The sequence below is a fragment of the Pseudomonas versuta genome, from assembly GCF_001294575.1.
Taxonomy (GTDB): Bacteria; Pseudomonadota; Gammaproteobacteria; order Pseudomonadales; family Pseudomonadaceae; genus Aquipseudomonas; species Aquipseudomonas versuta.
Genome location: NZ_CP012676.1, coordinates 2,215,537 through 2,233,957, shown reverse-complemented (window position 1 = coordinate 2,233,957; position 18,421 = coordinate 2,215,537). Strand labels below are relative to the sequence as shown.

At 58.4% G+C, this 18,421-nt stretch carries 16 protein-coding genes, 1 tRNA gene and 2 pseudogenes; 10 read left to right on the top strand and 9 right to left on the bottom strand.

Going from position 1 to position 18,421, the window contains the following annotated elements; genetic code table 11:
* The first annotated feature begins 114 nt into the window (after nucleotides 1-114).
* The 5 genes from AOC04_RS09915 to AOC04_RS09895 all read left to right on the top strand — a co-directional run bounded on the left by AOC04_RS09915 (nucleotide 115) and on the right by AOC04_RS09895 (nucleotide 5,653).
* The gene (locus AOC04_RS09915; protein ID WP_060692894.1) at nucleotides 115-2,031 is read left to right on the top strand and encodes a phytase; all 1,917 of its coding nucleotides are present in this window, start codon (nucleotides 115-117) and stop codon (nucleotides 2,029-2,031) included.
* 62 nt (nucleotides 2,032-2,093) lie between these two features.
* A complete protein-coding gene (tolQ, locus tag AOC04_RS09910; protein ID WP_060692892.1) occupies nucleotides 2,094-2,804 on the top strand; it encodes a protein TolQ in 711 nt (236 codons plus the stop codon).
* A gap of 15 nt (nucleotides 2,805-2,819) precedes the next feature.
* Nucleotides 2,820-3,266, top strand: coding sequence for a protein TolR (gene tolR / locus AOC04_RS09905; protein ID WP_060692890.1), 447 nt, complete (start codon nucleotides 2,820-2,822; stop codon nucleotides 3,264-3,266).
* Entirely contained in the window at nucleotides 3,263-4,021 is a 759-nt protein-coding gene (locus AOC04_RS09900) for an energy transducer TonB (protein WP_060692889.1), read from the top strand. Before tolR ends, AOC04_RS09900 begins: the two co-directional genes overlap by 4 nt.
* Nucleotides 4,022-4,162: 141 nt before the next feature.
* Complete coding sequence (locus tag AOC04_RS09895) at nucleotides 4,163-5,653, top strand: DASS family sodium-coupled anion symporter (protein WP_060696923.1); 1,491 nt, start codon at nucleotides 4,163-4,165, stop codon at nucleotides 5,651-5,653.
* Nucleotides 5,654-5,739: 86 nt separating this feature from the next.
* Here the strand turns inward: AOC04_RS09895 and AOC04_RS09890 are convergent, their stop codons facing one another.
* From AOC04_RS09890 to AOC04_RS09860, 7 genes are all read right to left on the bottom strand, one after another.
* The gene (locus tag AOC04_RS09890; protein ID WP_060692886.1) at nucleotides 5,740-6,111 is read right to left on the bottom strand and encodes a Na+/H+ antiporter subunit G; all 372 of its coding nucleotides are present in this window, start codon (nucleotides 6,109-6,111) and stop codon (nucleotides 5,740-5,742) included.
* Nucleotides 6,108-6,386, bottom strand: a complete 279-nt coding sequence (locus AOC04_RS09885; protein WP_003446108.1) for a K+/H+ antiporter subunit F — start codon at nucleotides 6,384-6,386, stop codon at nucleotides 6,108-6,110. Before AOC04_RS09885 ends, AOC04_RS09890 begins: the two co-directional genes overlap by 4 nt.
* Nucleotides 6,383-6,871, bottom strand: a complete 489-nt coding sequence (locus tag AOC04_RS09880; RefSeq protein ID WP_060692884.1) for a Na+/H+ antiporter subunit E — start codon at nucleotides 6,869-6,871, stop codon at nucleotides 6,383-6,385. The genes AOC04_RS09885 and AOC04_RS09880 overlap by 4 nt, the downstream gene beginning before the upstream one ends.
* A complete protein-coding gene (locus AOC04_RS09875; RefSeq protein ID WP_060692882.1) occupies nucleotides 6,868-8,553 on the bottom strand; it encodes a monovalent cation/H+ antiporter subunit D in 1,686 nt (561 codons plus the stop codon). The genes AOC04_RS09880 and AOC04_RS09875 overlap by 4 nt, the downstream gene beginning before the upstream one ends.
* Complete coding sequence (locus AOC04_RS09870) at nucleotides 8,550-8,894, bottom strand: Na+/H+ antiporter subunit C (RefSeq protein WP_003446102.1); 345 nt, start codon at nucleotides 8,892-8,894, stop codon at nucleotides 8,550-8,552. The genes AOC04_RS09875 and AOC04_RS09870 overlap by 4 nt, the downstream gene beginning before the upstream one ends.
* Nucleotides 8,894-11,824 (bottom strand): monovalent cation/H+ antiporter subunit A, encoded by a 2,931-nt coding sequence (locus AOC04_RS09865; protein ID WP_060692880.1) that lies wholly within the window; start codon nucleotides 11,822-11,824, stop codon nucleotides 8,894-8,896. Before AOC04_RS09865 ends, AOC04_RS09870 begins: the two co-directional genes overlap by 1 nt.
* 180 nt (nucleotides 11,825-12,004) lie before the next feature.
* Entirely contained in the window at nucleotides 12,005-12,916 is a 912-nt protein-coding gene (locus AOC04_RS09860; RefSeq protein ID WP_060692878.1) for a DMT family transporter, read from the bottom strand.
* 111 nt (nucleotides 12,917-13,027) lie between these two features.
* On the opposite strand from AOC04_RS09860, the gene AOC04_RS09855 reads away from it, so the two are divergent.
* The 4 genes and pseudogenes from AOC04_RS09855 to AOC04_RS24145 form a co-directional block, all read left to right on the top strand.
* Nucleotides 13,028-13,591 carry a helix-turn-helix domain-containing protein gene (locus AOC04_RS09855; RefSeq protein ID WP_060692876.1) on the top strand — a complete coding sequence of 188 codons (564 nt, stop codon included), beginning with the start codon at nucleotides 13,028-13,030 and terminating at the stop codon, nucleotides 13,589-13,591.
* Nucleotides 13,592-13,797: 206 nt separating this feature from the next.
* A tRNA-Cys gene (locus AOC04_RS09850) sits at nucleotides 13,798-13,871 on the top strand.
* Nucleotides 13,872-14,015: 144 nt separating this feature from the next.
* A pseudogene (locus AOC04_RS24460) lies at nucleotides 14,016-14,284 on the top strand (hypothetical protein); the annotation flags it as partial.
* 179 nt (nucleotides 14,285-14,463) lie between these two features.
* A pseudogene (locus AOC04_RS24145) lies at nucleotides 14,464-14,682 on the top strand (IS3 family transposase); the annotation flags it as partial.
* Between the two features lie 130 nt (nucleotides 14,683-14,812).
* Here the strand turns inward: AOC04_RS24145 and AOC04_RS23885 are convergent.
* On the bottom strand, nucleotides 14,813-15,151 hold the full coding sequence (locus tag AOC04_RS23885; protein ID WP_125863022.1) for a hypothetical protein: 339 nt from the start codon (nucleotides 15,149-15,151) through the stop codon (nucleotides 14,813-14,815).
* Between the two features lie 778 nt (nucleotides 15,152-15,929).
* Nucleotides 15,930-16,493, bottom strand: a complete 564-nt coding sequence (locus AOC04_RS09845; protein WP_060692874.1) for an RrF2 family transcriptional regulator — start codon at nucleotides 16,491-16,493, stop codon at nucleotides 15,930-15,932.
* Nucleotides 16,494-16,840: 347 nt separating this feature from the next.
* Here AOC04_RS09845 and AOC04_RS09840 point away from each other — a divergent pair, with 347 nt between their 5' ends.
* Nucleotides 16,841-18,043 (top strand): NAD(P)/FAD-dependent oxidoreductase, encoded by a 1,203-nt coding sequence (locus AOC04_RS09840; RefSeq protein WP_060692872.1) that lies wholly within the window; start codon nucleotides 16,841-16,843, stop codon nucleotides 18,041-18,043.
* Nucleotides 18,044-18,421 lie beyond the last annotated feature (378 nt).

The window sequence follows — 18,421 nt, the reverse complement described above, 5'->3', positions numbered from 1 at the left end:
ATGCCATCGCCGGCAAGCCGGCCCCCACAATTTTTGGTGTTTCCCTCTGTGGGAGCTGGCTTGCCAGCGATCCGGTCAACCCGGTCTCTTACCTCTAATGGAATGGCATTACCCATGACTTTTTTGTTTAAACGCAAACCTCTCCTGCTGCCGTTACTGGCATGCCTGACCGCGGGCAGCACTCAGGCGGCCACTGATATAGCCGCCCCGGCCCTGCAGCCGTGGACCGCGAGCAAAGCCCAGGCCCTGGGGTTTTTACCGGACGGCATGGGTGACGGGCGCCTGGCGGTCAGCAAGCGCGAGGGCATAGTGCTGCTCGATAAACAGGGCAAGACCCTGAGCCGGGTCGCGGGTGCATTTGCCGGACTGGACAGCCGCAGGCTGGGGGACCGGGTACTGGTGGCCGGCAACGACAAGGACAAGCAGCAAGTGGCGCTGTTTGACCTCGACCCGGGCAGCCATCAATGGCAGCCCCCCGTGTACCTGCCGCCCCGGGACTATGGGGTCGATGGCGTCTGTCTGTATCAGGACGAGGCGAGCAATATCTATCTGTTCACCGTGGGTGAAGAAGGCAAGGGCGAGCAGTGGCTGGTGGCTGCCGACCACCAACGGCTGCCCGCCCCGCGCCTGGTGCGCGGCCTGCCGTTGCCGCCGCAGGCGAAGTTTTGCCAGGTCGACGACAGCGCGCAGCAGCTGTTCGTCAACGAAGAGAATGTCGGCTGGTGGGCCTACCCGGCCCATGCCGAGTCCGACGTGTCGCGTTTGCCCGTGGCCATGATCGAACCCTTTGGCAACGTAAAACAAAGCGCCGGGGCCATGGTGCCGGTGCCGGGCGGGATGCTAGGGCTTGACCCTCAAGCCGCGCAGTTGAACCTCTATCAGCAGCACGGCAAACGCTGGTCGCCGGTGGCCAGCCTGGCGCTCGGCGGGGTGGTCGAACCCGAGCATCTGGCCCTGCGCCAGACGCCTGAAGGCCTTCAGGTGCTGGTGCAGGATGCAGCCACTAACCAGTTGCTGGAAGGCACCCTGGACTGGAAAGCCACCCCGGTGAATCAGCCACCGGTGTTGCCGGCCGTAAAGCCTGCAGTGCAAACCCAAAGCGTAGCGAACCGTGGCGACGCGGCCGATGACCCTGCCATCTGGCTGCACCCGCAAACACCGGCCCTGAGCCGGGTGCTGGGTACCAACAAACAGCAAGGGCTTGAGGTGTACGACTTGCAGGGCAAGCGGGTGCAGCATTTGCCGGTAGGGCGTCTGAACAACGTGGATGTGCGCCCCGGCTTCACGCTGGGCTCACGCACCGTGGACCTGGCGGTGGCGACCAATCGCGATCACAACAGCCTGAGCGTGTTCAGCATTGATCGCGCTACGGGGCAGCTTGCACACGCCGGCGAGATTGCGACCCCGGTCAAGGATATCTATGGCCTGTGCCTGTTCAAGGCGCCAACGGGCGAGATTTACAGTTTTGCCAACGACAAGGACGGCACCTTCGTCCAGCACCGGCTGTTTGCCAAGGGCGACAAGGTAGAAGGCGAACTGGTGCGCCAGTTCAAGGTTGCTAGCCAGCCTGAAGGCTGTGTGGCGGACGATAAACGCCAGCGCCTGTTCCTGGGTGAAGAGGACGTGGCGGTGTGGGCAGTGGATGCGCGCCCGGACCAGCCGGCAACCCCCACCGACGTGATCAGGGTGGGCGAGCAGGTACACGACGACATTGAAGGGCTGGCGCTGTACCGGGGCGAGCACAACGACTACCTGGTGATCTCCAGCCAGGGCAATGACAGCTATGTGGTGCTGGATGCCGAGCCGCCCTTCGCGGTGCGTGGCGCCTTCCGGGTGGGGGTCAATGCCGCGGCGGGGATCGATGGCACCTCTGAAACCGACGGTCTGGACGTGACGTCGGCCAATCTCGGCGGGCCCTGGAGCAAAGGCATGCTGGTGGTGCAGGACGGGCGCAAGCGCATGCCCGAAGACGGCCAGAACTTCAAATTTATCCCGTGGACCGAAGTGACCAGGGCTCTGCACTTGCCCTGATCCGGTCATCTCAATGGCTTTCAATCGCAATCACAGCCGGATAACCCCGCAGGAGCAACAACATGCAAGCAACCATGGAACACATGACCATTTGGGGCCTGATCAACGACGCCAGTCTGCTGGTCAAGGGCGTGATGCTGATTCTGCTGGCGGCGTCGGTGCTGAGCTGGTTCCTGATCGTGCGGCGCAGTGCCATTCTGCGTCGCAGTGAGCGCGACATGGACAGTTTTGCCCGGCAGTTACGGGCGCCGGGGGAGTTGAGCGCGCTGTACCGCGAGAGCCGTGAGGCGGGCCATGCCGATGCCGGTGCCGAGCAAGTCTTTTCTGCGGCGTACAACGAGTACGCCCAGCTCAGGCAGCAGCCCGGGGTGGACGCCGAAGGGGTGATGCAAGGGATAGAGCGGGCACTGTATGTGGCGATCAGCGAACAGGAAATCCGTCTGGAGAAGGGTCTGCAATTTTTGGCAACGGTGGGTTCGGTGAGCCCGTATATCGGACTGTTCGGTACGGTCTGGGGGATCATGAACTCCTTTATCGGCCTGTCCCAGGTGCAACAGGCGACGCTGTCGACCGTGGCTCCCGGCATTGCCGAAGCCTTGATTGCTACCGCCATCGGCCTGTTTGCGGCGATTCCGGCGGTGATTGCCTATAACCGCTTTTCGGCCCGTGGCCAGACCTTGCTGACCCGCTATTACAGCCTGGGCAACGAAGTGCAGATGCGCTTGTACCGCAGCTTGCATGCCGGTTCACGGACCATGGCTGCAGTCGCTTAAACAGGGAGTTTGAACATGCTTGCTCGACCACAGCGCAAACACGGGCCCAAGGCCGAAATGAACGTGGTGCCTTACATCGATGTGATGCTGGTGCTACTGGTGATCTTTATGGTGACCGCGCCGATGCTGACCCAGGGGGTGAACATTGAGTTGCCCAAGGTGGCCAGTGAAGCACTGGTCAGTGACAGTCAGCAAAAAATCCTCACGCTGTCGGTAAAAGCCGAGGGGGGCTATTTCTGGAATCTGGGCAACGAACTGGACACAAAAAACCAGACCGACAGCGCGCTCAGCCTGGAAGAGTTGCAAGCCAAGGTCGGCCAGGTAGTCGCGCAGAACGCCGACACCCAGGTGTATATCCGTGCGGACAATGAAGCCGGTTACGGCAGCGTGGTCAAGGCCATGGCTGCGTTGCAGCAAGGTGGCGTGACCCACCTGGGGTTGGTGACCGAGGCCCCGCAATGATCGGCGCGCTGAGCGAAGCAAGGGGCAATGGCCAGGCGCTGCTGGTGACGGTTGTATTGCACAGTGCCGTAATTGCCTTTTTGGTGCTGGGCTGGAGCCAGCAGCAGGCACTGCCGGAGCCAGCACCGTCGATGCTCAAAACCCGGCTGGTGATGCTGCCGGCCGAGCCATTGGCAGCGCCTCCTGCACCTGTTGCACCTGCGGCGCCGCAACCGGTGGCGCAGGCCGAACCGCAGGTCGTAATACCTGCGCCAGTGCCGCCGCCGATTCAGGCGCGCAAACTGGAGCAGGCCGCGCTGGCGCGCAAGCGTGTCGAGGAGAAAAAACAGGCGCAGCTCGAGCAACAACACATCGCTCGCCAGCGCGTGGAGCAAGCCGAGACTCAGCGCCTGCAAGCCCTGGCCGACGCGGCAGCGCAACAGGCCCGGGTGGCGGCCGATAATGCCAGGCTGGCCCGGCAGTCGGCGGCGGCTGGCGCTGCGGATGTACGCCAGTATTTACCCATCAGCAAACAAGCCCCCGACTACCCGCAGCGGGCGCTGGACAAAGGCATACAAGGCGATTGCACCGTGGAGTATTCGGTGACCCCGCAGGGCACGGTCGACAATCCCAAAGTGGTGGGCAACTGCCACCCGGCGTTTATCCGGCCGTCATTGGTTGCGGCTGCCACCTTCCGGTATCAGCCAAGGGTCATTGATGGCCAGGCGGTCACAGTGCCGGGGGTACGCAACACCTTTCACTACAAGATTCAGTAATGCTGAACCGAGCGAGCTTTTTGTTGTTACGACCTAAAAGCTCGCGAGCAAGCTCGCTCCTACAGGAAGCTGACAAGCATCAACACCGCTGTTGTGCCCCTGGCCTATGCTGCACAGGATTTCAAGCATAAGGAACTGGCCATGAATGCGCCTGCAACCACCCCGGAGCCTGCAACGGCCAAAGCAAAACTCCCCATAGGCCTGGTGATTGCGGTCCTGGTGATGATCGGTATCTTGCTGCTGCCATTACCTGCCGATCTACCGGTCGCCGGCCACCGCATGCTGGCGATACTGGCGTTTGCCGTGGTGGTGTGGATCACTGAAGCGGTGTCCTATGAAGCCAGTGCCATCATGATCACGTCGCTGATGGCGTTCCTGATCGGCATGGCGCCCACCCTGCAAGATCCGTCGAAGCTGTACGGCACCTCTGCCGGCATCACCATGGCCCTGACCGGTTTCTCCAATGCCGCGCTGGCGCTGGTGGCCGGTGCGCTGTTTATCGCGGCGGCCATGACCCATACCGGGCTGGATCGACGCATTGCCCTGGTCACTCTGTCACGCATTGGCACCAGCACCCGGCGCATCCTGCTGGGGGCGATTGCGGTCACCATCCTGCTCAGTCTGGTGGTACCCAGCGCCACGGCCCGCAGTGCTTGTGTGGTGCCGATCATGATGGGGGTGATCATGGCGTTTGGCGTGGACAAGCGCTCGAACATCGCAGCAGGCATCATGATTGTCGTGGCTCAGGGCACCAGTATCTGGAACGTCGGGATTCAAACCGCAGCCGCGCAGAACCTGCTGACTGTGGGCTTTATGGACAAGATGCTGGGTGAGCGCGTGAACTGGCTCGACTGGCTGATTGCCGGGGCGCCCTGGGCCATCATCATGTCGGCGGTATTGCTGTTTGTGGTGCTCAAGATGCTGCCCCCCGAGAGCGACAGCATCCCCGGCGGCAAGGAAGCCGTCGAGAAGTCACTGGCCGAACTGGGGCCGATGACCGGGCCACAGAAACGCCTGATGGCGGTCTCTGTGGCGTTGCTGCTGGCCTGGGCCACCGAAGGCAAACTGCACAGTTTTGACACCACCTCGACGACCTACGCCGGGCTGGTGTTTTTGTTGTTGCCGCGTTTTGGGGTGATGACCTGGAAAGACGTGCAGTCGAGAATTCCGTGGGGCACGGTGATTGTGTTCGGCGTCGGTATCAGCCTGGGCACTGCCTTGCTCACCACGCAGGCCGGGCAATGGCTGGGCGCGCAGGTGGTGAACAACACCGGTCTGGATCAAGTCGGTCCGTTGGGGATCTTTGCGATTCTGGGGGCGTTCCTGATTTTGATTCACCTGGGGTTTGCCAGTGCGACGGCGTTGACCTCGGCCTTGCTGCCGATTCTGATTGCGGTGCTGCAAACCTTGCCGGGTGAATTCAACCGCTTGGGCATGACCATGCTCCTGGGCTTTGTGGTCAGCTACGGGTTTATCCTGCCGATCAACGCTCCGCAAAACATGGTGTGCCTGGGCACGCAAACCTTCACCGCCAAACAATTCGCCAAGGTCGGTTTGATCGTCACTGCGGTGGGTTATTTGCTGATGCTGCTGTTTGGCGCCACCTACTGGAGCTGGCTGGGCTGGATGTAACTCACCTGCAGGAGCGAGCTTGCTCGCGATCTTTTGGGAGGTCGCGACGAAGAGCTCGCGAGCAAGCTCGCTCCTGCAGGGGGGGGTTAGTTTCCGCCTTCGCTGCGTCCGCCGCTGCTGACTTCGGGCGGTACATCTTCGCCGGCAATGCGCTTGCGGAACAGGGAAGTACGAGCCAGCAACAAAGTGGTGACCGGGACGGTAATCGCCAGCAAGATCGGGATCAGCCAGGCGTGCAGCACCGGTGACGATTTAAGTGCCGAGAAGTACAGGATCGACGCCAGGGCCACGCACCAGGCGCCAAGGGTTGAAGCCAGTGCGGGTGGGTGCATGCGTTGAAAAAAGTCCTTCAGGCGCAACAACCCGATAGCACCGCACAAGGCAAACAGGCTGCTCAGCACCAGCAGCACTGCCACCGGTATTTCAATCCAGAGCGATAACTCGCTGATTGAATTCATTCGATCACCTCGCCACGCAGCAAGAATTTGGCCAGTGCAAAAGAGCCTACAAAGCCGAACAGGGCAATCAGCAGCGCGCCTTCAAAGTAAGTGTCACTGGCGTAGCGGATACCCAGCACCAGCATCACCAGCATGGCGAGGATATACAGGTAGTCCAGCGCCAGAACCCGGTCCTGGGCCGATGGGCCCTTGAACAGCCGGATCACGGTCAGGACCATCGCCAGGCTGAACAGAAACAGGCTGGTCAGGATGGCATTGGAGAGCAGGGCACTCATTCAAAGATCTCCATCAGGGGGCGTTCGTAGGCAGTTTTGAAGTGCTCGATAAACTGCGCTTCGTCATCCAGGTCGAACACATGCAACAGCAGCACGCTGCGGTCCAATGCCAGTTCCGACCAGATGGTGCCGGGCACCACGGTGGTAATCATCGACAAAGCCGCCAGGCCGTTGGCATCGCGCAAGTCCAGGGGGATCTTGACGAAGCGCGAGCGCGGCGGGTTTTTGCCCGCTCTGAGCACGCCGCGGGCCACTGCAATATTGGAGGCCAGCACATCACGACCCACCATAAAGAACAGCTTGATGATCACGCCGGGACGGTGGATACGGATCGGCAGCGGACGCAGGGGCGCGAACATCAGCGGTGCCAAGAAGCCCAGCACGGCACCGAGCAACAGATTGCCGGCGCTCAATGACAGGTTGAGCACCAGCCACAGCAGCCAAAGCGCAAGCGACAGCCAGGGAGCCGGGAACAGACGCTTCATGGTTGTACCTCCCGCATGGCAGCCTTGGCTTCAGGGCTAGGCACCGGGCGGGTGCCAATCACGGCCATCACGTAACGCTCGGGATTGTTCAGGGTGTCGGCGGCGGCCTGGGTATAACGCAGTACGGGCTCGGCCTTGAACGTCAACCCTATGCACAGCCCGATCAGCAACACTATGGGCAGGTATTCGAAGCGGCGCAACAGCGGGGACGGGCGTTCTAAGGGGGTCCAGAAACGCTGGATGCCCATTCGTGCGAAGGCGATCAGGGACGCGAGCCCCGAGAAGATCAACAGCGCAAACAGGCCCCAGGCAGCCGTCGAAACTGGCGCATCAGCGGCATTGCCCAGCCCCATGGGGTTGAGCAGGGCATTGAGCAAACTGAGCTTGCCAATAAACCCGGACAGCGGCGGCATACCGATAATCAGCAGGGCGCAAGCAATAAAGCTCAGGCCCAGGAAGGCCATGGTCCAGGGAATGATTTGCCCCACTACCGCTTTTTGCTCGTCGTCGAGATTGGTGCCCCGTGGCGGATTCAAAGACTCCATCAAGCCTGGCAACTGCCCCACATCGTCTTCCAGCATCATTTCGTTGGATGAGCGCGAGCGCTCGATCAACTCGGACAGCAGGAACAGTGCACACAGGGCGAGCGAGGAGCTGACCAGATAGAACAGCGCGGCAGCGGTCAGGTTGGGCTGGGCGAAACCGACGGCAGACAACAGGATGCCGGCAGAGACCAGGATACTCAGGCTGGCCAGGCGCTCAAGGCGCTGGGCGGCCAGGATGGCAATGGCAGCACAGGTGATGGTCGCCATGCCGCCGTAGATCAGCCAGTCACTGGCAAAGTAGGCCGAAGCGCCGGCCTGACCGGAAAACAGCAGGGTCCACAGGCGCAGCACCGTGTAAATGCCGACTTTGGTCATGATCGCGAACAGGGCGGCGACCGGGGCGCTGGCTGCCGAGTAGGCCGGAACCAGCCAGAAGTTCAGCGGCCACATGCCGGCCTTGGCCAGAAAGGCAATGGCCAGGACGGCGGCGCCCGCATGCAGCAAGCCACGGTCGGCCTCGGGTACCAAGGGGATTTTCAGGGCCAGATCGGCCATGTTCAGGGTGCCGGTGACGCCATAGATCAGCGCTGCACCGATCAGGAACAAGGACGATGCCAGCAGGTTGATCGAGATGTAATGCAGGCCTGCAGATACCCGCGCTTTGCCGGAACCATGGAGCATCAGCCCGTAAGAGGCGGCCAGCAAAACTTCGAAAAACACGAACAGATTGAACAGGTCTGCGGTCAGGAAGGCGCCGTACAAACCCATTAGCTGGATCTGGAATAACGCGTGGAAGCTGGCACCGGCACGGTCCCAGCGGGCCATGGCGAACAGCAGCGCGCAGCTGGCGATGATGCCGGTCAGCACCAGCATCAGGGCCGACAGGCGATCAACTACCAGCGCGATCCCGAATGGAACCTGCCAGTTGCTTGGCAGATACACGCCAATCGCTGCCGGCGCCGCTTGCTGTTGGGTCCAGAGTAGCAACAGCACGGAAATCCCCAGGCCCAAAAAAGTCGAGATCAGATTGATCCGGGCTTTGAGCGGGCGGCGCTTTTCTCCCAGCAACAGCATGCAGGCTGCGGTCAGCAGCGGTAACAGAATGGGCGCGACGATCAGATGCGGCATCAAATTCATTCTTTAGGCTCCCGGCCATCGACGTGGTCGGTACCGGTCAGGCCCCGAGAGGCCAGCAAGACCACCAGAAACAGCGCGGTCATGGCAAAACTGATGACGATTGCGGTCAGTACCAATGCCTGGGGCAGCGGGTCTGTGTAGTTGAGCAGGTCTTGGGGCACGCCGTCCTTGATCACCGGCTCCTTGCCGATAAACAGGCTGCCCATGCTGAAGATGAACAGGTTGACCCCGTAAGACAGCAGGCACAGGCCCATGACCACCTGAAAGGTTCGCGGGCGCAGTACCAGCCAGGTTCCGGACGCGGCGAGCACGCCGATTGCGATAGCGATGACTTCTTCCATCAGGCGGCTCCCGTCTTGGGTTGGGTGGCGGGTTGAGAGGCAGACTGATTGCTCGGGCGATGGGCGCGTACCGACTGGTGAGCCAGTGCCGTGAGGATCAGCAACGTGGCGCCGACCACTACGGCATACACGCCAATATCGAAGAACAGGGCGCTGGCAACATGGATGTCACCCAGCAGCGGCAAGCTGAAGTGCGCCGTGTGGGTGGTCAGGAACGGGTAGCCCAGAGGAATCGCGCCGAGCCCGGTGAGGGTGGCGCACAACAGGCCGGTGCCCATCCAGCGCAGTGGCCGCAGGCTCATCTGCGCTTCGACCCACTGGGTGCCAGCCACCATGTATTGCAGGATGAACGCCACCGACATCACCAAGCCGGCAACAAAGCCGCCGCCCGGCTGGTTATGGCCGCGCATGAACAGGTACATCGACACTACAAAGGCAATCGGCAACAGCAGGCGCACCAGCACCGCGGGCACCATCATGAAGCCCAGGGCCGTGTCGCTGGCGCTGCGCGGGTTGACCAGGTCGGTCATAACGTCTTTGGCCAGCAGGCGCTGCTGGGAAGGCAGTTGCATGCTTTCTTTGGGCGGGCGGAAACGGCGCAGCAGGGCAAAGACGGTGAGTGCCACGGCGGCCAGTACGGTGATTTCACCCAGGGTATCGAAACCCCGGAAGTCCACCAGCATCACATTCACCACATTGCTCCCGCCGCCATCGGGCAGGGCACGACTCAGGTAGAAAGATGAGGTGTCGTTCGGGGTCTGGCGGGTGAGCATCGCATAGGACAGCAGCGCCATGCCGCCGCCGACTGCGGCTGACAGCAGCAAGTCACGCAAGCGGCGGATCTGCGCTTTGCGCAATGTCCCCGGTAATGGCGAGACTTCTTCTATCCGCCGCGGCAACCAGCGCAACCCGAGCAGGATAAGGACCGTGGTGACCACTTCTACCACCAGCTGGGTCAGTGCCAGGTCAGGTGCGGAGAACCAGACGAAGGTCACGCAGGTCATCAAGCCGCATACGCTGACCATCGTCAGGGCTGCTAGCCGGTGGTATTTGGCTTGCCAGGCGGCGCCCAGGGCGCAGGCTATGGCAAGCAGCCAGAGCGTCACGAACACGATCGAGCCCGGTATTTTCGGACGGTCACCCCAGCTCAGGCCGCTGTAGAGCATAGGAATCAGACCGGCGATCACGGCAGCCAGAATCAACAGGAATAACTGGGTTTGCAGGCGGTGAGAGCTGATACGCCGCTCAATGCGTCGTGCCCAGCGCATGATCACCACCAGGCAGCGCTCGAAGAAACGCTTGCCATTGAAATATGTGATCAGGGGCGGCAGCGGATAACGCCCGAGTTTGAGCTGTTTACGCAGCACCACATACAGCAGGATGCCGCAGGACATTGCGATCAGGCTCATGATCATCGGTGCATTCAGACCGTGCCAGATCGCCAGGCTGTATTCGGGCAGTTCGCCGCCGACTACTGGTTGCGCTGCAGCCGCAAGCAACGGGCCGACGGTTTGTGCCGGGAAGATCCCGACCATCAGGCAGGTGAACACCAGCAGCTCGACCGGAGCCCGCATCCAGCGAGGAGGCTCGTGCGGAGTCAGGGGCAAGTCGGTGGGAGGCGGACCGAAAAACACGTCTACGGTAAAGCGCAACGCGTAGGCCACGCTGAACGTGCCGGCGATGGTAGCGATGACGGGCAGGGCAATCTCAACCCAGGCCGTGGAGTTGATGAACACGGTTTCGGCGAAGAACATCTCTTTGGACAGAAATCCGTTGAGCAGCGGTACACCGGCCATCGAGGCACTGGCCACCATGGCCAGGGTAGCGGTGTAGGGCATGAGCTTGAACAGGCCGCTGAGCTTGCGAATATCGCGCGTGCCACTCTCGTGGTCGATGATGCCTGCCGCCATGAACAGCGAGGCCTTGAACGTTGCATGGTTAAGGATGTGGAACACTGCGGCGACCGCTGCCAACGGGCTGTTGAGGCCCAGCAGCAGGGTAATCAGGCCAAGATGACTGATGGTTGAATAGGCCAGCAAGCCTTTGAGGTCGTTTTGAAACATCGCGCAGTAAGCGCCCAGCACCAGCGTGCAGGCTCCGGCGCCGCTGACAATCCAGAACCATTCTTCGCTGCCCGACAGGGAGGGCCAGAGGCGGGCCAGCAGGAACACCCCGGCCTTGACCATGGTCGCCGAGTGTAGATAAGCCGAGACGGGGGTGGGTGCTGCCATCGCGTGGGGCAGCCAGAAGTGAAACGGGAATTGCGCACTTTTACTCAGCGCGCCGATCAGGATAAGCGGGAGCAGAACTGGATACAGGCTGTGTGCGCGAATCTTGTCGCCGGCAGCTAGCACTGCATCCAGATCATAGCTGCCGACGACATGGCCAAGCAGCATGACCCCCGCCAGCAAGCACAATCCGCCCGCGCCTGTAACCATCAGCGCCATATAAGCGCCGCGTCGGGCATCAGAACGGTGGTGCCAATATCCAATCAGCAGAAAAGAGAAGAGGCTGGTCAGCTCCCAGAAAAATACGATCTGGATCAGGTTGCCGGACACCACCAGGCCGAGCATCGCGCCCATGAACGCCAGGAAAAAGGCAAAGAAGCGCGGTACCGGATCTTCGGGTGACATGTAATAACGGGCGTACAGCGACACCAGCGTGCCGATGCCAAGCACCAGAATCGAGAACAGCCAGGCGAAACCGTCCAGCCGCAGGACGAAATTCAAGCCGAGACTGGGCAGCCACATGAACTCTTCGCGAATCACTCCGCCATGGGCAATTTGCGGGTAGAGCAGGGCTACTTGAATGGTACCGATCAGAGCAATCAGACCGGCCAACAGTGATGCACTGTTACGTGCGTTGTGCGGCAAAACAGCCGCCAGACAGCTGCCGATAAATGGCAGAAGCAGTAGAACTATCAGGGACATAGGCTTCTAATCTGCAGGAGTTTGTGAGCGATCATACGTGGCGACTTGTATATCACCAACAAAGAAGCTGTAGATGAATCCTACAAAATGTGTGCAAACCGCAAGTAATGCGGCGCGGCATCTTCCCTGTATGAACACTCCAGAGTGTAAGTCTTTGCTTCCAGTATCAGCGCGTGCGTATCAGTCGCATGCTTCGTTGCTTTGCTTGTCTTGCACCTGGTCGGGCGCTTTAGCCTTTGTTTTTAACTCACTGACGATCACCGCTGCAACAATCAATACTGCTCCCAGCAAGGCGATACCCGGCAAACGTTCCCCGGCCAGGCGTCCGGCAATGCCGGCCCATACCGGTTCACCTGCATAAATGAGCGTGGCGCGGGTGGGTGAAACGCTTTTCTGGGCCCAGTTCATTGCTACCTGAATCACCGCACTTGCAGCGCCAAGGCCTATGGCACTGGCTAACAAAAGCCATGAGAAATCAGGAGCGGTCTCTCCTGTCGGAATAGTCATCAGGAAGGCCATGATCGATGCGGTACTGAGTTGCACCACAGTGACCCGGCGAACATCGACTTTGCCAGCATAGGCGCTGATCAGGATTATTTCTGCCGCTATGGCGATGGCGCTGATCAGTGTTGCGATCTCGCCAGGGCTGAAATCAAGAGATGCGCCGCTCGGGCCTGACAACAGCATCAAGCCGCTAAACGCCAGGATGATACCCAGGCTGGGCATCAAGCCAGGTCGACGCCCCAGCACCAGCCACTGCAGCAGCGGGACGAAAGGTACATACAGCGCGGTAATGAAAGCTGACTGGCTACTCGGAATAGTCTGCAGGCCAATGGTCTGCAAGCCATAACCGAGCATGATAGACACCCCGATAAATACCCCGGCCTTGAGTTCAAAAAGGGTAATGCCGCGCAAACTGCGAATTGAAAACAGAGAAACAATCAGCGCTGCGGCAGCAAAGCGCAGCCCCACAAAAAACATCGGCCCGCTGGACGTCAGCGCATGCTGCACTAATAGAAAAGTGACGCCCCAAACCATGGTAATCAGCACCAGCACACATTCGGCTTTGCTGAAACGGGAGGTCAAAGACATTAGTTTTGAAGGTTTCAACGTTGTCATAGCCTTGCACGCTGCCGGAAGAGAGACGCACAATGCGTCAAAGCTGAGCAGTATACTGCGCAGTCCCACAAGGTGAGCAATATAGTGCCCAAAGAAAATTCACAACGTGCGTCGGTGTTACAACACGTCAGTCAGAACGTCCGGCGCCTGAGGCTGGTCGCACACCTCAGTCAAAGTGCTCTGGCCGAGCTGTCTGGTGTAAGCCGGCGGATGTTGGTAGCTATAGAAGCGGGCGAAAAGAACGTCAGTCTCAGCACCCTGGATCGAGTTGCGGAAGCTCTCAATGTTGCGTTCAGCGACTTGATCCAGGCCCCGGGTTCTGTAGATCCGAGCCGCATCAATGAAGTGGCCTGGACGGGCACTGCGCCGGGGAGCAAGGCGGTGTTATTAGCCAAGGCTGTAGCTTCAAGGGAAGTAGAGTTGTGGGAATGGACACTGGAACCCGGAGAGGAGTATCAGTCGCAAGCCGATGCCGAGGGTTGGAGTGAGCAGTTATACGTGTTCGAAGGATGTCTGACCCTGGTCATAAGCGAGCAGTCATTACGCTTTGGTGCGGGAGAGTTCTACATGTACGCCAGCAACAAGCCGCACTCCTACAGAAATGAAGGTGATGTGGTACTGCGCTTCATCCGTAACGTGGTGATTTGAGAGCTGGGCAGGGTATGACCGGGGTTGATGATTAACTAAAAATTATTAGAATTCAGGGGGTTGCCAGCTTCAATCTTCTAGTACATAATGCGCGCCATCAGCTCGGGGCAACAACCTGAATCGCTGAAGAATCAAATGCTTGTAGCGATAAGATCGCAGCAGCAACCTTTGTTTTTGATGTTTCTCACGAAGCCTCAAGCACAATTGGCCGAATAGCAAAATGGTTATGCAGCGGATTGCAAATCCGCCCACGCCGGTTCGATTCCGGCTTCGGCCTCCACATTCGAAAGCCCCGCAGATCAAGGTCTGCGGGGTTTTTTTATGCCTGGGATTTGACGATCACTTCCGCAACTATTTCATTTTGAGGGTTTGGCGATGGCTCCGATCCGCCGGTAAACCCGCTCCGTAATCCCTTCACTGAGCCCTCACCGATGAGCAAGCTAAATAAGCACGCCTGTGTGATCGCCTTGCTACTGCTGACCTGCGGTTGTCAGTCCAGCTGGACAGCACCTCCGCAAATGGTGATTACGGAATGCAAGCCACCACCAGAGCCAGCGGGGTGGTTCATGGAACCACGAGAGCCAAACTTGACCCAGCGCATGCTCAACGAATTATCTGAATCACCTGCAGCGCGATCAAGGACTGATCGCGCTGCAGGTCTGTCAGGCCTATGTCAAAGAAGCCTCAAGGTAAGAGAGCGGAGAAAGTTGAGTGGGCTTACTAAAACGCGAGGCGCAGGGTAATCCCCCCTGAAAAAAGTACGCACCAGAAGTAGAATTTTCTCCTGATCGGATCAAGGAAATTTTGCGTGAAGACATCGCGGTTTTCGGACAGTCAAATCATGGCCATTCTCAAGCAAGCCGAGGCTGGAAGCCCGGCCCCAGCCACTGGCCGTTCCTGAGGCAACCAACCAGTGCTGGTGAATGGACTTCATTCACGATCAATTAGCGGATGGACGTAGTTTTCGGGTCTTTAATGTGATTGACGACTTCAATCGTGTGGCCCTTAGTATGGAAATTGATCTCTCGCTACTGGCTGGTCGGGTGATGCGCGCACTGGATGAAATCAATGATCGCTGTGGAAGGGGAGCGCTGCGTGCAGCGAGTGTGCCGTGCAACCCCGATTGGGGGGTTAAGTCGGTCAGATTCTGGAGGAGAGGAGCGTACATCCGCAAGCGGCTTGGCGCCTCAAACTGGACGCCAAGACTACCCGCGCATTGCTTTACTCAGTTGAAGATTTGGATCCGGAGTTTCCACTACCAATGCTGTCATGACCCTTTTGATCATCTGTGCCGTGGGTGTCGTTAGTACTTCCTTTGTCCATTTTGTCACTGTTGCCACTGCCGGGCGCTGGAGTAGCTCTCTCAGCATCTGCGCCATTTCCATCTTTGGGGGCGCTCGGCATATTGCCTGGGGTTAACGCGGAATCCTCACCATTTGCATTTGGTGCAGGTGAACCGCTGTTAGTCGTTGCGTCGCCACTACCAATAGCGAATGCCGGTGTTCCAAAAGCACACAGCACGCCAGCTAACAGTAGAGCTTTTACACGTTGAGATTTCATCGTTAATTCCTCGCAATTAAGACTAATGACCCGGATTCATGAAGCTTGAACTTGCCATCGCAATAAAGCCGGTCTCTCAGGGGACGAACAAGACGCCCCATAGTCAGTACGAGCAGGTAACGGAAAATAAAGTTTTAATTATTTGCAAAAGCAGCGACGAGCGGTAGCGGCTTTGTTTTGTTTACGGCGAAACTGACAGTTCCAGTTATGTTGAATTGCTAATGCAGGGGGCAACTAATTCCGGCTACGACGTCACGTTTTTCTCAGCCTGAGGGGGGTGTTAACCCTCCCATTGGATTAGATCGTTGAATATCGATTATAGCGAGAGCTCACGTAAATTTTTTTATATAAGGCGTTATGAAGCTTTTTCACGCATTGGGCCGCAAGGCGGCGATGCGGTATTGGTCTGGAGTTGTTTTTTGGTCAGCAGAAAGGTGTAGTAAAGATGTTTTTTGGGTCCATAACTCAAGACATAGCTTAGATAGAATGCGGGCTGCAGGCTGTTGTAAAACTTCTATTAGTGGAACGCCAAGCAGGCTGCAGGCCTCGGTTTTAAAGAACTTATAGCCCAGATTGCGAATCCGCCCACGCCGGTTCGATTCCGGCTTCGGCCTCCACATTCGAAAGCCCCGCAGATCAAGGTCTGCGGGTTTTTTTTATGGGCGGGATTTTACGATCCGTTCCGCAACCAGGCTTCTTTTGAAGCGCAAATGTGGTCGTGAGTGAACGTTGCCTCTTTCCCTTAAGGTGAAACTAGCGCCTTGAGGGCGCCGGTTCTTTAGTTGGAAATGTCGGTGACCTGGATGGTCCGGTCGTCAGAAGTATGAGCGCTGCTTTTCTTTTCTCGACGATCGTTTATCCATCTGTCTACCTGGGCAGGGAAGTCAGTGGGAGATTTTCGTCCGACTTTTCTCGCAAGATCAAGAATGGTTTGTTGCGCGAGGGCTTCTTCCATGCGCTTTTGTGCCGTCATCATCGCTGCGTGAACTGAGCAATAGCCGTCTAAGGCCCAGGCAGGCGCAGAGCCCTCGAACAGAGCACAGCGGCCACGAATTTCCCGGCAATCGAAAATGAGCTTCTGGCCGTCGATGGCGTTGACGATATCAAGAAGGCTGATTTCGTCAGAAGGTCTCGCCAGCTTGAACCCGCCGCGCACACCTTCTGTGGCTACGACCAGTTTGGACTTGGCCAGCTTGGTGAAGATTTTCGCCAGGTAATCCGCAGGTACGCCTTGCAGTTCTGCAAGATCACGCACACTCGCCTCGCGGCTCTCGCCGCCATCGCCCACCAAAAAAATCAGGCAATGAATGCCGTATTCCACGCCTGCGCTGTAAAGAGACATGTATATCTCCGACTGTATTGGTCGCATATCCTATCGGCGATTAGTGAATAGGGCAATGATCCTCGCACGCAGTGAGAGAGGTGTTTCTATCTTTTCGAAGCACTTAGTTGCCTGTTTTATGGCGAAAAAATGGTGTTTTGGCATTTTGCCATCCCTGTTTTTTTCATGAAATCGCCAAGCGAGGGTCTTAATAAATATCTTGTCTTCATAAACTACGATCAATATAGTCGTAGTTTCTCGGGGTTCAACAGTGGCTGTGTTTCACGGTTCCCTTGCCCCGGCTTCACGCCCGCTATCGATGAGCGTGACTATTCAACGAATTCATTACTTCGCACCAGAGGTTACAAATGAAGCAGCAGATTCTGATTATTGGCGCCGGTTTCGGTGGCATGTGGACGGCTTTGAGTGCAACGCGTTTGTTCGACATTCATGGTCATCACGACGCTGAAGTGACCGTGCTGGCCCCTCAGGCCGAGTTGCGCGTGCGTCCACGTTTCTACGAGCCTGATGCGCATCGACTGGTCGCGCCGATTGACGAGTTGTTAGAAGCGGTAGGTGTCAAGTTCATCCAGGGAGCCGCAGAAAGCATCGACATTCGACAGAAATCTGTTGGTTACATCGATACTTCGGGCACCCCGCAAGTCCTCGGTTACGACAAACTGGTCTTGGCTACTGGCAGCCGGCTCGCAATGCCCAACACTCAAGGTGTAGCGGAATACGCCTTCGATGTGGACCAGATCGAGCAAGCCGTGCGTTTGGAGAACCACCTCAAGTCCCTGGCAGGCCTTCCAGAAAGCAAAGGCCGCAACACTGTAGTGGTTGCCGGTGGCGGCTTCACCGGCATTGAAACAGCGACCGAAATGCCGGCTCGTCTGCGGGTCATCCTGGGTGAACATGTGGACCTGGAAGTGATTATTGTGGATCGCAGTGAAAAAGTCGGGGCGTCAATGGGGGACGAAATCAGCCAGTCGATCGCCGAGGCCTGCGATGAGCTAGGCGTGAAATGGCGCTTGAAATCGTCTGTGGTGGCAGTCGATGAAAACGGAGTAACCCTTGACGATGGCCAGCGTATTGAAGCGAAGACCGTGGTCTGGACTACTGGTGTGCGGGCCAGTTCGTTAACCGAACAGATCCCGGGGGAACGCGATTATCTCGGTCGTCTGCATGTGGATTCCCACCTTAAAGTCATCGGCCAGCAAGACATCTTTGCCACCGGCGATGTTGCCTACGCCGCCACCGATGATCTTGGCAACCATGCACTGATGACTTGCCAGCACGCCATCGTCCTGGGCCGTCACGCAGGCAACAACGTTGCCGCGCAGATTTTAGGTGTGGACCCGATCTCGTACAGTCAGCCCAAGTACGTGACCTGCCTGGACTTGGGGGGCTGGGGTGCGGTCTATACCGAAGGATGGGATCGCCAGGTCAAGTTGACCCGGCACGAAGGCAAGTCCCTCAAGAAGCAAATCAACACGGTGTGGATCTACCCTCCAATCGCCAACCGTGATGCAGCGTGGGCAGCGGCTGATCCATTGATCCCTATTGCCTGAGAGGCCAGCCGTGGGAGGCGTTAGCATTGATAAAGCTTGCCTCCCTGTCCACGGCGTCATTCGACGTTGTAGCCGAGGCCGCGCATAAGGTCTGTGGCTGGCACAAAGTCACCGATTGAATGGAGGACCGCCGGCATGTCCGGATGGTCTGCAGCGAGCCCGGTGCTGAGTGCGGCGATAAATGACCGGAAGGTGCGTCTGTTTTCTGCTTTTATCAGCTGTCCACTGTCGTCGATCGGGCCCCAATCGCTGAATCCTTAAACGTCTTCTAAAAAGAGCAGTCGTGGACGTGCGGCATGTCTCGAATGCTTGCTGCGCAGGGTTATCGAAACTTCTCAGGCGAGGCTGTGTCCGACCTATTAGGTCCCGCATCGCGTG